This is a genomic window from Pseudosulfitobacter pseudonitzschiae (genome assembly GCF_900129395.1).
Taxonomy (GTDB): Bacteria; Pseudomonadota; Alphaproteobacteria; order Rhodobacterales; family Rhodobacteraceae; genus Pseudosulfitobacter; species Pseudosulfitobacter pseudonitzschiae.
In genome coordinates this window covers 331577-345490 of the sequence record NZ_FQVP01000004.1, presented here as the reverse complement: position 1 = coordinate 345490, position 13914 = coordinate 331577, and the positions used below count along the sequence as shown (strand labels likewise).

Annotated in this window: 7 protein-coding genes; 2 read left to right on the top strand and 5 right to left on the bottom strand. The window is 64.8% G+C overall.

Annotated features, from left to right (window positions below):
* Nucleotides 1–3: 3 nt before the first annotated feature.
* Both pbpC and BUC08_RS13445 read right to left on the bottom strand, forming a co-directional pair.
* Complete coding sequence (gene pbpC / locus BUC08_RS13450; protein WP_037922933.1) at nt 4–2013, bottom strand: penicillin-binding protein 1C; 2010 nt, start codon at nt 2011–2013, stop codon at nt 4–6.
* Nucleotides 2010–7424 carry an alpha-2-macroglobulin family protein gene (locus BUC08_RS13445; protein WP_037922930.1) on the bottom strand — a complete coding sequence of 1805 codons (5415 nt, stop codon included), beginning with the start codon at nt 7422–7424 and terminating at the stop codon, nt 2010–2012. Before BUC08_RS13445 ends, pbpC begins: the two co-directional genes overlap by 4 nt.
* Before the next feature lie 256 nt (nt 7425–7680).
* On the opposite strand from BUC08_RS13445, the gene BUC08_RS13440 reads away from it, so the two are divergent.
* The gene (locus BUC08_RS13440; RefSeq protein WP_037923448.1) at nt 7681–9882 is read left to right on the top strand and encodes a response regulator; all 2202 of its coding nucleotides are present in this window, start codon (nt 7681–7683) and stop codon (nt 9880–9882) included.
* On the opposite strand, the gene yaaA is transcribed toward BUC08_RS13440, so the two are convergent.
* Complete coding sequence (yaaA, locus tag BUC08_RS13435) at nt 9867–10640, bottom strand: peroxide stress protein YaaA (RefSeq protein ID WP_037922928.1); 774 nt, start codon at nt 10638–10640, stop codon at nt 9867–9869. The genes BUC08_RS13440 and yaaA overlap by 16 nt on opposite strands.
* 148 nt (nt 10641–10788) lie before the next feature.
* Here yaaA and BUC08_RS13430 point away from each other — a divergent pair, with 148 nt between their 5' ends.
* Nucleotides 10789–11397 (top strand): glutathione S-transferase family protein, encoded by a 609-nt coding sequence (locus BUC08_RS13430; protein ID WP_037922926.1) that lies wholly within the window; start codon nt 10789–10791, stop codon nt 11395–11397.
* Here the strand turns inward: BUC08_RS13430 and recQ are convergent.
* Together recQ and BUC08_RS13420 are read right to left on the bottom strand one after the other, a co-directional pair.
* Nucleotides 11394–13436 carry a DNA helicase RecQ gene (gene recQ, locus BUC08_RS13425; protein ID WP_037922924.1) on the bottom strand — a complete coding sequence of 681 codons (2043 nt, stop codon included), beginning with the start codon at nt 13434–13436 and terminating at the stop codon, nt 11394–11396. The two genes, BUC08_RS13430 and recQ, sit on opposite strands and share 4 nt — an antisense overlap.
* 122 nt (nt 13437–13558) lie before the next feature.
* Nucleotides 13559–13849 carry a YggT family protein gene (locus tag BUC08_RS13420; RefSeq protein WP_037922922.1) on the bottom strand — a complete coding sequence of 97 codons (291 nt, stop codon included), beginning with the start codon at nt 13847–13849 and terminating at the stop codon, nt 13559–13561.
* Between the last annotated feature and the right edge of the window lie 65 nt (nt 13850–13914).

The following is a 13914-nucleotide window of genomic DNA, read 5'->3' as shown; positions in this document are numbered from 1 at the left end:
CCCCTAATTTGCCACCTCAACCTCGACCGAGGCTGATTGCCCTGCCGCATCCACCACCGAAATCCGGCTGAACCCGGCCCCGTCCAGCGCCAGCGCCACTTCGCGCTGTCGCAACCCCGCCGCCACGGGTGCGCCGTTCAGCAGAACGGTCAGCGGCAATTGCCCGCCCCGCATCTTTACCGTCAGCCCGTCACCGCCCGCCAGCACCGCGCCGCTGGGGGGAAAGGCCACGGTCAGCGTATCGGCAGAGCGCACGGCACCAAAGCGTGCGTCAAAGCGTTGCAGCGGCTGCGGCAGCCGCGCGGTGGGCACGATCAGCGTTTCGGGCGGGGGTGGCGGCAGCGGGTCGCGGGCCGATTTCAGGCGGCCGAACGCCTCGAACAGCACAGGTGCCGCCAGCCCGCCGCCAAAGGCACCGGGCACCGGCGTGCCGTCCGGTCGCCCCATCCACACCCCGATCACGTGCCGCCCGTCATAGCCTATGGCCCATGCGTCACGGTGCCCGTAGGACGTGCCGGTTTTATAGGCCAGCCCGGTCACACCCGCGCCCGCAGGCGGCGGGATGTCGGACAGGATGTCGCCCACCTGCCACGCCGCTGCACGCCCCACGAGGCGGGCCAAGGGGGCTCGCGGCGCTTCGGCCTCAAGATGCAGGCGCGGCCCAGCGCCGCCTTCGGCCAGTGCTGCGTAAAGCTGCACCAGATCGCCCAGCGTCAGCCCGACACCGCCCAGCGCCACAGCCAGCCCCGGCTGGCCCTGCACCACCGGCGTCGCCCCGCTGCGGCGCAGGGCCGCCATCAGGCGCGCGGAGCCCAGCGCTTCGGTCAGCGCCACGGGCGGAATGTTCAGCGACAGTTGCAAGGCGTGCCGTGCGGTGACGTCACCGCGAAACATGCCGTCAAAGTTCTGCGGCGCGTAGGTGCCGAAGGCGGTCGGGCGGTCGGGCATGATGGTTTCGGGATGCGCCAGCCCGCGATCAAAGGCCAGCGCATAGATCAATGGCTTGAGCGTTGATCCCGGCGAGCGCAGGGCGCGGGTCATGTCGACAAACCCCTGTGCCCCGTCGCCATCCGCATAATCCGCCGACCCGATTGAGGCGAGTATCTCTCCGGTCTGATGATCCGCCACCAGTATCGCCGTCGAAACCCCGCGCGGCTGGTCGCGCACCACACGCGCAGCCAGCGTCTCAAGCGCGCTTTGCAGGCGCGCGTTCAGGGTCGTGTCATGGCGCACCGTCAGCGGATCGCGCGCAACCAGGTGATCCCCCACATGCGGCGCAAGGCGCGGCATGTCGGACATGCGCAAGGGCACCGGCGCGTGGGTTGCGGACAGGTCCAGACGCGCCAGAACGCGGTCGCGGGCAGCAAGGGCCGCTGCCGGATTGCGGTCGGGGCGACGGCCTTCGGGCGCTTGGGGCAAGGCGATCAGCAGCGCCGATTCCGCCGGGGTCAGACGTTTGGGTGGCTTGGCGAACCATGCACGGGTGCCCGACTGAATCCCCTCGACCGCGCCGCCATAGGGCGCGTGTTGCAGGTACAGCGTCAGGATCTGGTCCTTGTCCAGCCGCCGCTCCAGCGCCCAGGCCACGCGCATTTGGCGCAGCTTGCCGGCCCAGCGTCCGGTGCCGGAATTCTCCAGCAACCGCGCCACCTGCATCGTCAGGGTCGACCCGCCGGACACCACATCGCCGTTCCATGCCGCCTGCCCCACGGCCCGCACCAGCGCCATCAGGTCAACGCCGTTGTGGCTGGCAAAGCGTTTGTCCTCGTAGGCGATCAGCATCTGCACAAAGGTCGGATCGACATCCGCCAGCGCCACCGCAAGCCGCTGCCGCCCGTCCTCGACCGGATAGGCGCGCAACAGCGTGCCGTCGCGCGCCCGCACCTCGACAGAGGTTTCCGCCAACACCGGCGGCAGCACGGTGGCCGCAACCCAATCGTCCCACGCATCGCGCAGGCCCGCCGTCAGGGCCAGCGCAACCGCCAGCGCAATCAGGCAGCGCCCGCCGGTCATGGCGTAACGGTCACGCGGCCCGTTGCGGTCACGGCGCGGTACTCGGGGCGATACATATCCTGCACCAGCGCCGCCGGATGGTGATAGTCGCCCGGGCTGATCGCCCGCACCACATAGGCCAGCTGGAACGCCTCGTCGCCACGGTGATCCACCGCCGCGACAAAGCGTTCGGCGCGGAACTGGGCGGTTTCCGTATCGGCCAGCTTCAGCCAGTCCAGCGCGCCAATGTCACCCGACCGCAACAGGTTGGGGTTGTCGATCTCCAGCCCCGCAGGCAGCGCATCATCCACGATCAGGCGCGCGCCCACTTCCTCAAAGGGCTGGATGGTCAGCACCACCACCCGCCGTTCGCCCGCGGCAAAGGGTCCGTCCGCCGGTTCCCCCTGCAACGTGTAGTAGTCACGCTTGATCGCATAGCCATAGCCACCCGCCTCCGGCGCCACCAGCGGCACACCGTAGGTGGTCAGCGTGACATCCGTCGGCGCACCCGACACGTTGCGGATGCTGTGCGCGGTGCCGCCGGTTTCCAGCGTCTGGATCACCGGGCCGCTGGCGGGCTGGTCGTCGACGGTCAGGCCGGGATTAGACGTATCCTCGTTCAACGCCTGCGCCGCCATCAGCACCTGTGCCGCCTCTTGGGTGGACAGGCTGCGGCTGGTGTTGCCGATGCGTGCGGCCACCGCAGCGCGGTCAATAGCGTTGCTGCCGGACAGGGCCGCCAGTTTCAGCACACCGGCGGCATCACGCAGCGGCGTGCCAAAATCCGAACGCCAGCCGGTCGTTTCCCGCGCGCTTTGGTCCATCTGCGCGCTGGCCTTGGCGAACAACTGGTCCGCGCGCAACTGGTCGCCGTACATCGCCAGCGCCGCGCCCAGTTGGGCGGTGGCCAGCGGCGTGCCGAAATCGTCGCCCTTGGTGTCTGCGTAATATCGCAGATCGCCCATCGCCGCCGCCCCGTTGCGCGCCAGAACCAACAGCGCATAGGCGATGTCTTCGCCGCCCTCGTCAAAGTCAGGGGCGTAGTTCACGCGGTTTTTCAGGTTGTCGATGCCCAGGTCATAGGCCAGGTCCGGCACGGCAAACCCCTTGGCCCGCGCCTGGGTCAGGAAATCGGTCACGTAGACATCCAGCCAGAATTCACCCGACTGCGCACGCCACAGGCCAAAGGCCCCGTTGCTGTCCTGCCGCGCCAGAACGCGACTTACCGCGTCGTTGATGCGCTTGGGCAGGTCGGTGATGCCCGCAGCAGGGGCAAAGTCACTGAGGTACAGCAACGGCAGCGCCGCCGAAGTGACCTGTTCGGTGCAGCCATAGGGATAGCGGTCAAGCTGCGTCAGCAGCCCCGGCACATCAAACCGCGCCAGCGGACCCGCCGCCAGCGTCGCCCGTGCCGAGGCCGGTTGCAGACCTGCCAGCACGTTGTCGTCAAAGGTAAAGACCTCGCCCGCGCCAAGGCTGAACCGTCGCGTGGTGGCGGTTTCGGGGTCGGTCACCCGCACACCCAGCGCCAGCGTTTTGGTCAGCACTTTGCCTTCCGGCGTTGTCAGGGTGACGGTCACGTCGTAGTCACCCGCTTGCGACGCGGTCAATGGCACATTGATGCGTTGCGTTGCCCCCTCTGCCAGATCGAAAGATGCAGGTGCGTTGCCCAGTTGCAATCCGTCCGACGCCAGCGCCAGTTGCACGGTGCCGGCCGGGCCGTCTGCGTGGACCACGTCCAACAACAACCGGCTGGTGTCACCGGGCGCCAGGAACTTGGGCAAGGCGGCTGTGACAACCACAGGATCGCGGGCCAGCACGTCGGTTTGCGCCTGCCCAACCGACGACGCGGACCACGCCACCGCCATCAACTTGATCGTGCCGTTGAACGCAGGGCGCGGGATGGTGACGGTTGCGGTGCCATCGGCACTCACCGTCACGGGGCCGCTAAACCACGACATCAGTTCCTCTGTCGGCGGCGGCGATTGCAGCCCGTCCAATCCGGCAGCATCACCACCCGAACGGACAACGCCCAGCGCACCGTTCATGCCGTCGATCAAACGGCCGTAGACGTCGCGCATTTCAACACCCAGACGACGCTGGCCAAAGTAGTGGTCCGACGGGTCGGGGGCCTGATAGTTCGTCAGGTTCAAGATGCCCACATCAACCGCCGCCAGCGTGACAAAGGCGGTTTCGCCTGCGGTGATGCCATCAACCTGCACCGTCGCGTCAAAGCTGCCTTTTTGCCCGTCCACCGCCTCGGGTGCGGTCAGGTTGACCGCCAACTGCCGCGCCGCGGGGTTCACGGCGGCATGGGCCACGCCCAGCGCGCGCGCCGGGTTCTGTCCGGCCTGCACGTCCATCGGGCGGATCACCGAGGCGGTGACATAAGCCCCTGTGCCCCATTCCGCGCCCACGGTCAGCGGCACGATGTTTTCGCCCGCCGTCACCTCGACCACGCGGCGTTCGATCACGCGGTTCGACGCCACGGTGATCAGTGCCGTGCCGTCGTAACGCGGCACCAGACGCAATTGCGCAGTGTCGCCCACGTCGAAGCTGTCGGCGTTCAGCGACAGGTCCAGACGGTCGGGCGTGTCGGTGCCTTCGCCTGCGCCGTACCAGCCTGCGTAGAAATTGACCGACGAGGCGACATAGGGCGCGCCTGCGGATTCCACCACCAGCTCGTATTCACCCCATTCGGTCGCGGCCTGCACTTGCACCGGGTCCTGGCCCAGCGTCGCGGTGCCGGATGCCACGCGGATGCGGCGGGTGGTCGGTTCCCAGTTCCAGTTGCCGTACATCTGATACCACTGGTACCGCGTCTCGACACGGTTCACGGTCCATTTGACTGGCAGCGATCCTTCGGTCGCGATCAGGTCAAAGCTGGCCGATGACATCTCGGGCAGCACATCGTCAAAAGAGGGGTTGATCCCGATCATCACGCCTTCGGGGGCGATGGGTGCGGTGATCTGGCGTTCGACCGGACGACCCGATCCTTCCGCGACACGCACAGTCACGCGGGCCTGCAACAGCTGCCCCTCGGGGTCCACCTCCGGCATCTCCAGCGGCAGGGTCGCATGGCCCTGCGCGTCGGTACGGGCGGCGTCCAGAAAGCGGGTGCGTGCGGAAAAGCGGGTGTCGTAACGGCCAAAGCTGTAGCCGGGCCAGTCGTCCAGACCGTCACGGCGCAGCACACGCACGTCGCCCTCGATGGCCAGATTGGCCCCTGCTGCGCCAAACAGATAGCGCGCGTCGATTTTCAGGGGCGGCGTGTCCGTCAGACGCAGCGGCGCGTCGGGCAGGGACAGGTCAAAGTCGATACGTTCAGGCAGGAAGTCCTCGACCAGAACGGTCTGGGTGGCCAATGGGGCGGCCTCCAGATCAGATTTCAAGTCCAGCCGCCACGCACCGCGCGGCACGTCCGTGCCCAGCGGCAGGTTGAACACATGGCCACCTGCCTGTGCGTTTGTGGACAGCGTGCGGCTGTATTCCACGCCATCGGGGCGCGTCAAGATTGCGGTCAGCGGCAGGCCCTGAATGGCATCCGCCGTGCCGTCGCGGGTCAGCGCGGTGACGTTGATCACATCGCCCACGCGGTAAGCACCACGGTCCGTCGCCATGAACGTGTCGATGGGCGGCGCGGGCGGACGGCCCTCGACGCCACGGTCGGACAGGTCGAACGCCGGATCGGTCAGCGGCAGGAACGCCATATCCTCGGGGTTCTCATCATTGCCGATCTGCGCCACCAGAAGCGCGGGCGCGGATGCGCCGGTGCCACGCACCAGACCGGCATCAAAGGTGGCAAAGCCGTCAGCGCCCGAGGTCACCTGACCCAGCACCACGTTGGCCCGTGACACCAGTGTCAGGGTCACACCCGCCTGCGCCTGTGCCGTGCCCAGCGAACGGGTCGATACGGTCAGCCCGTCGATGCCCTGCCATGTGGACAGCCCCAGATCGGTCAGCACGAACCACTGGCTTGCCGTCGCCGCATCGTAATCCTCGACATCCGGCTGGCTGGCGGTCAGGACGTAAATACCCGTCGGCTGTCCTGCCAGCGCCTCGCCCAGCGGCAGGCGGGTGGTGGTGTCGATGTTCAGATCATTCTTGACCTCGGCGGTGCCGGTCCAGACCTCTTGGGCGATTTCATCGGCGAACTGGCGGTCTTCGTAATAGGACATCGGCGCGCCGAAATAGCTTTCCTGAATGGCGCGCAGCAGGTTGCGGTCGGACACGCGGCGCAGGGCCAGGTCGACCTTTGGCATGTTGACGGTTTCAATCGGCAGGGCCGCGTCGGCGCTGCGCGGCAGCACATAGGCGCGGCCCGGAAAACGTACAAGAGGCGCACGATCTCGTACATAAAGGTTCAGCGTGACATCACGGGCCAGCGTTTCACCGCTGGCGGCGGGCAGACCGGTGCGGAACGTCACCTCGTAGCGTGCGCCGTGCTCGACACCGTCCAGACACAGCTGGCGATCTTCGGCCTGCACCACCAACCCGTCCACGGCCACGCGCACGAAAGGTTCGTAATCAACACCCGAAGCGGCCAGATCCTCGGAGAATTCGGCGCAGATGCGCGGGTTGGCGGCATCGTTGTCGACGCGGTGTTCGACCACGCGGAACCCGTATTTGCGGATCGCATCCTCAAGGTCCCTGTCAATGTCGTCACGCGGCTGGATGTCATAGGCCAGACGCAACGCCGGGATCATGTCGCGGCCACGGTCTAAGGCTTCCAATGCTTCGGCCATGCCTTGCAGCGCGGCGGCTTTGGCACCTGCGCCGTCGGCACGCAAGTAGGCGTTGATCGTCGCAGGCAGCGCCTCGCGGCGGGACTGGCGGCGAAAATCCGACGGGTCCGAACTGTTCAGGCGCAAGCCGTGATAGGCCCAGTTTTCCCACAGATCACCCCGGTCGGTCAAAGCCAGCGCGGCGCCCATCCAGCGCATCCCGGTGACACGGTTGTTCTGGCCAAAGGCCTTCGTCGCGGCATCCAGAAGCTGTTCAGCCGAGCGGCCATTGACGGCAAAGCGGATGGAAAATTCATCGGCCAGCTTGCGTGCAGCCTGTAGATCGCCGGAATCAAGAAACGCCAGATCGCCCACACGCTCGGCCTGTTGGGCCAGCACGCGCGGATCGGTGGCGACCCGCTCGGCGGAGAAGGCCCCCTCGTAGGGCTTGCGGTCGGTCAGGGCGGATTTGGGAAAGCACGCGTTCGAGCGGCTGTTGAAGGTAAAACCGACACAGGCGTCGTCGGCGTCACAGGCCCGGGTGCAGGCAGATTGCGTGGTGTCGAAAAGCGGCGTCAGGTCCGCGCCGTAAAAGTCAACGTCGCGCGAATATACGTACCGGTGATCGGGAATAATGTCCTGGGCAAGGGCAACTGAAACCCATGACAGGATTGAAATTACGGATGCGATCAAAATGCGCGGCGTCATAATAGTCTCCAGGTCAATAGGCCCAAACCGTGCCACGCCGTCGGCCCTCTTGGCAACGATTCATAGAATGCCCCCCGGCTAGAAGTCGCCCATTCCGTTCACATTTTGATGATGTCCCGAGCGCCCGGAAAACCGCCCGAATTACGCCGATTCGGGCCTTGATCGCTGCGGATTGCCCTGATTTTAAGGGGTCCTTTACCCTGATGCGCGAAACCTGTTGGCGAACGAAATCTTTGCGGGTCTACACGGGGGCGCCATGTCGCTGGCCAACAAACTGGCGGAAGAACGGCGCGGGCGGCTGGCGGCCGAACGTCTGCTTGAGCTCAAGCAATCCGAACTGGCTGCCGCGCGGCGCAAGCTGGACCGCCACGCGCAGGAACTGAGCGACGAGATCAACGAGACCCGCGCCGAGGTGGCGACGGTGCGCGACGAGAACCTGCGCGTCAAATCCGACCTCAGCGTGGCCCACCACAAGGTCGAGGTCGCGGAACGGCGGCTGTGGCATTCGATTGAAACGGTGACCGACGGCTTTGCCTTTTTCGACGACACGAACAAGATGCTGGCCGCCAACCGCGCCTACCTGGCGATTTTCGACGGCATGGAGCTGATCCGTCCGGGTGTGAATTACATCACCATCCTGCAAGTGCTGACCGACGAGGGCATCGTGAACACCGGTGACATGTCCCACGACGATTGGCGGGCCATGATGACGGACCGCTGGATGGCGCCCTATCCCGAACCCACCACAATCCGGTTGTGGAACGACCAATACGTCAAGCTGATCGACCGGCGCGGCCCCGGTGGCGACATTGTCTCGCTGGGGCTGAACATCACCTCGACCGTGGTCTACGAGGCGCGTCTGAAAGAGGCGCGCGAGGTCGCTGAATCGGCCAACCGTGCCAAATCCGCCTTTCTCGCCAACATGAGCCACGAGATCCGCACGCCCATGAACGGTGTGGTCGGCATGGCCGAACTGTTGACCGACACCGGCCTGAACGCGGAACAGCGCCTGTATGTCGACACCATCCGCAACTCGGGCGAGGCGTTGCTGACCATCATCAACGACGTTCTGGATTATTCCAAGATCGAGGCGGAAAAGCTGACCCTGTACCCCGAACCCTTTGACCTTGAGCGGTGCATTCACGAGGTCATCATGCTGTTGCAGCACGCCGCACGTGAAAAAGAGGTCAAGCTGTTGCTGGATTACGACCTGTTCATGCCCACCCGTTTCGTCGGCGATCCGGGGCGCATCCGCCAGGTGCTGACCAATCTGATCGGCAACGCGGTAAAATTCACCTCGGTCGGTCACGTGTTGGTCCGGGTCACCGGCGTGCCCGCGGATCAGGGACGGGTCAGCCAGGTGAACATCGCCATCGAGGACACCGGCATCGGCATTCCGGCGGACAAGATCGACCACATCTTTGGCGAATTCAACCAGGTCGAAAACGCCCGCAACCGGCAATTCGACGGCACCGGGCTGGGGCTGGCCATCTCGACACGGTTGGTGGCGCTGATGGGCGGAAAGGTCTGGGTGACCAGCGAAGAGGACGAGGGATCGTGTTTTGGCTTCGGCCTGCAACTGGAAACCGCGGAACAGGAAATGCCGCGCCATCCTGCCATTCCCAAGGGCGTGCGCCGCGTCATGGTGGTGGACGACGTGGCCGCCGACCGGCTGATCGTGGAACGACAGATGGAGATGCTGGGCTTGAGCGTGGTGTCGTGCAAGGACGGCCCAACGGCGTTGCAACATCTGGACGACACGATTGACCTGGTGCTGACCGATCACAATATGCCGGGTATGGACGGGCTTGAACTGGCCGAGGCGATCCGCGATGCCGGACACCAGATGCCGGTGATCCTGCTGAGCACCAACATAGGCTATGCCGACCGCGAGCCCGGTCGCAAACATTTGCACGCCTTGTTGCAAAAGCCGGTCCCGCGGCACGAGCTGTTCAACATGCTGGAATCGCTCGGTCCCGTGGCACCGCCCATGGAAATCGTTCGCCCCCTGCCACCGGTCGCGCCGGGGCTGCGCTCGATGCGTGTGATGGCCGCCGAGGACAACAAGACCAACCAGCTGGTGCTGCGCAAGATGCTGGCCCATATGAACATTGACCTGCAATTCGCCAGCAACGGCGAAGAGGCGGTGACGCTGTTCCAAAGCTTTGCGCCCGACCTGATCTTTATGGACATCTCGATGCCCAAGCTGGACGGCAAGGAGGCCACGCGCGCCATTCGCGCCCTTGAGGCGGACAGCGGCACGTCGGTGCCCATCGTCGCCCTGACCGCCCATGCGATGGACGACGAAGAGGCCGCAATCATGGCCGCAGGGTTGAACCACTTTTTGACCAAGCCGCTGTGCAAGGACGCCCTGGAACAACAGGTTCTGGCCGCATGGTCAGAGGGTTTGCAGCCGCCCCTGCCACAAAAGGCTGCGCCGCTTCAGGTTTCGGGATAGGGGCGGACGAACACCGGCGCATCGGGCTTGGACAAATCGGGCTGATAGGCATAGCCGCCGCTGTCGAAATCGGTCAACGCCGCAGGGTCCGTCAACCGGTTCTGCACCACGAACCGCGCCATCGCGCCGCGCGCTTTCTTGGCGAAGAAACTGACGATCTTTGGCCCCTGCCCCTTGTCCTCCATGAACTGCGGTGTGATCACCCGCAGCTTCAGCGCCTTTGGGTTCACGGCGCCAAAATATTCCTGGCTGGCGCAATTCACCAGCACATCGCTGTCCACCGTCGCGGCCTGCGCATTCAGCGCCTTGGACAGGTCATCGCCCCAGTAATCATACAGGGTCTTGCCGCGCCGCGTTTTCAACCGGCTGCCCATTTCCAGTCGGTAAGGCTGGATCGCATCGCGTGGGCGCAGCAGACCATACAGCCCCGACAGAATGCGCAGATGATCCTGCGCCCAGTCCATTTCATCCGCGTCCAGCGATGCGGCATCCAGCCCCTGATAGGTGTCGCCCGCAAAGGCCAGTGCAGCGGGGCGCACGGCTTCGGCTTCGGGCTCGGCGGCGAAATCCCGGAACCGGTCGCGGTTCAGACGCGCCAGATCATCCGACAGATGCATCAACGCCTTGAGATCGCCCAACGTCAGATTGCGCGCGGTTTTCGCCAGCCGCACCGCGTCGTCCTGCATCGCGGGGGCGGTAACATCCATGTCACGCGTGGCCCAGTCCAGCCGCTTGGCGGGCGAAATCACAACCAGCATCTGTTCGTCTCCTTTGGTTTGCACCTGACCTAATGTGCGGGGCGGCGAAGGTCCAGCCAGCGATCACCGCGGCGGGCGTACTGCCAAAAACTGACAGCACTGTGGGCTATCCCATAGGCAGAGAAACCCAAGCCAAAGGATCCAACCCATGCTTACGCTGTATCACGGCCCCAACACCCGCTCGTCCCGTATCGTGCAATTGCTGATCGAAATGGATGCCCTCGACAAGGTCGACATTCGCGTCGTCGGTCTGGTCCGTCGGGGCAACATCGGCGCGCCCGATCCGGCGAACCCGCACCCCGAGGGCAAGGTGCCACTGCTGGACCATGACGGCACGCTGATCCGCGAGAGCAACGCGATCATCCTGTATCTGACCGACCATTTCGCCAGTGATATGGGTGTGCCGATCGGTGACAGCCGTCGGGGGGCATATCTCAGTTGGCTGGCCTATTACGGCAATGTGGTCGAACCGGTGATGATCGGGCTGGCAGCGGGCGTGGACCATCCCGCGTTCTACACCACGTTTCGCGGACCGAAAGAGTTCTACGCCCATCTGGACCAGACGCTGTCGCAACAACCCTATTTGCTGGGCGACAGCTATACCGCTGCCGATCTGCTGATGGCCTCGCCGTTCCAGTTCATGCCGGATTTCATCCCCGACATGCCCAACATCAAGGCGTGGATCGAACGCTGCGGCAGCCGCCCGTCGATAAAAGAGATGCAAGAGCGGGATGCCGCGATGCTGGACGCCGCCTAGGTCTCGGACAACACAGCCAGGAATGCCGCGCCAAATCTTTCGGCGCGGCGTTCGCCCAAAAGCCGCTCCAGCGCTGCCGGATCGGCGCTGCGCATCTGCGCCACTTTGGCCAATTGGGCGGCCGAACAGCTCAGCGGTTTGTCGGTGCCGCCAGAGCCGCGCGCCAACTGGGCCTGCGCGTCCATCAGCTGATCATAGACCGTTCCCGCAGCCCGCCCCGCCAGCTTGCGCCGCGTCGGGTGCACGTCGTCCGCGGCCCCGTTGATCACCTGCAAGAACGTATCGCCATAGCGTTCCAGTTTCTTGGCACCCACGCCGCTGATCCCGGCCATTGCGTCCAGGTTGGCAGGCCGGTTTTCAGCCATTTCGATCAGCGTGCGGTCGGTAGAGATGACATAGGCCGGCACCCGCGCCGCCTCGGCCAGCGCGCGGCGCTGCGCCTTGAGCGCGCTCAGCAGTGGCGCGTCCTCTTCCGACACCATCTCCTTGACCGCTGGCCGGCGGTTGGTTCCCGCGCTGCGGATGCTGTCACGGCGCAGGTTGATCGTGGCCTCGTCCCGCAGGATCGGCAGCGCCGCGTCGGTCATCCGCAACGCGCCATGGCGGGTGGGATCGGGACGGATCAGGTCATGGCCCATCATCTGCCGGAACACCGCCTGCCATTGGCGTTTGTCGTATTCCTTGCCCACGCCATAGGTCGGCAGGCTGTCGTGCCCGCGCTGCGCGATCTTGTCGGTGCGGTTGCCCAGCAGGATGTCGATCAGATGGCCTGCGCCAAACCATTCGTCGGTGCGCAGCATCGCGGACAGCGCCTTGCGCACCGCCGTCGTGCCGTCAAACACCTCGGCCGGCTTGTCGCACAGATCACAACTGCCACAGGTCACGTCGGTTTCGCCAAAATACCCCAGCAGCGTTTTGCGGCGGCACTCCAGCGCCTCGGCCAGACCCAGCAGCGCGTTCAGCCGACCGTGGTCGGCGGCACGGCGTTCGGGCGGGGCCAGCCCCTCGTCAATTTGCGACCGGCGCAGTTTGATGTCATCGGGACCGAACAGGGTCAGGGTTTCGGCAGGGGCACCGTCACGGCCCGCACGGCCGATTTCCTGATAATAGGCCTCGATGCTTTTGGGCAGGTCGGCGTGGGCGACCCAGCGAATGTCGGGCTTGTCGATGCCCATGCCAAAGGCGACAGTGGCGACAACGATCAGCCCGTCCTCTTGCTGGAACCGGCGTTCGGCAATGCGGCGGTCGTCGGCATCCATGCCGCCATGATAATGGATCGCGCCATGACCCGCGTCACGCAGCGCCTGCGCCAGCGTTTCGGTCTTGGCCCGCGTGCCGCAATAGACGATGCCCGACTGTCCCTTGCGCGCGGCGGCAAAGTTCAGGATCTGCGCCCGCGGCCCGTCCTTGGCGGCAAAGGCCAGATGGATGTTGGGCCGGTCGAACCCACGCAAAAAGGCGCGCGGCGGTTCCCCGTCGAACAGCTTTTGCACGATCTCGGCCTGGGTTTCGATGTCGGCGGTCGCCGTAAACGCCGCCAGCGGCACGTTCAGGGTGCGGCGCAATTCACCGATGCGCAGATAGTCGGGGCGGAAATCATGGCCCCACTGACTGACGCAATGTGCCTCGTCCACGGCAATCATCGACACGCCGATGCGGCGCAACATGCCAATGGCCGACCCTGCGGCCAGCCGTTCGGGCGCCATATACAGCAGCTTCAGCTCGCCGCGTTCCAGCGCCTCCCAGACGGCATCGGTTTCCTCGGGTGTGTTGCCCGAGGTCAGCGCACCCGCCGACACCCCTGCCTCTTGCAGCGCGCGCACCTGGTCGCGCATCAGCGCGATCAACGGCGAGATCACCACCGTGACCCCGTCGCGCATCAGCGCAGGCAGTTGGAAACACAGGGATTTACCGCCACCTGTCGGCATGATGGCCAACACGTTTTCACCGTCGGCCACGGCATGCACGATCTCTTCCTGCCCGGGGCGGAAGGCGTCAAAGCCGAATACATCGGACAATAGCGTGGCAGCGCCTGTCATTGGAAAACCTTGATGTGATTTATCTGCTCTTTTGATGCAGAATCACACACTAAGATTCCATGAACAAGGTCTGCCGCTTCTTCGGTTCAAAAAAACTCGGGGGGCGGCGCCCCCGAACCCGCCTAGTAATAAAACGCAGCCGCATTGTTCATTAGCACGATCCGCAACACGGCCACGCCCACCAGCAGCACCAGCGGTGCGAGGTCCAGACCGCCCATCGGGGGCAGGATTTGACGGATGCGGCTGTAGACCGGTTCCAGCAGGCGGTTCAGCCCGTACCAGATTTGGGCGACAACAGGTTGGCGCAGGTTCAGCACCTGGAAGTTGATCAGCCAGCTCATTACCACATGGGCAATGATGAAGAACCACACGATATTCAGCAGCAGCATCAGGATTTGGAACAGCGATTGCATCGGGCACACCTCTTTGATTGCACTCCAACTAGTCATGCCCTGTCAAAAGGGCAAGTCTGCCGCGA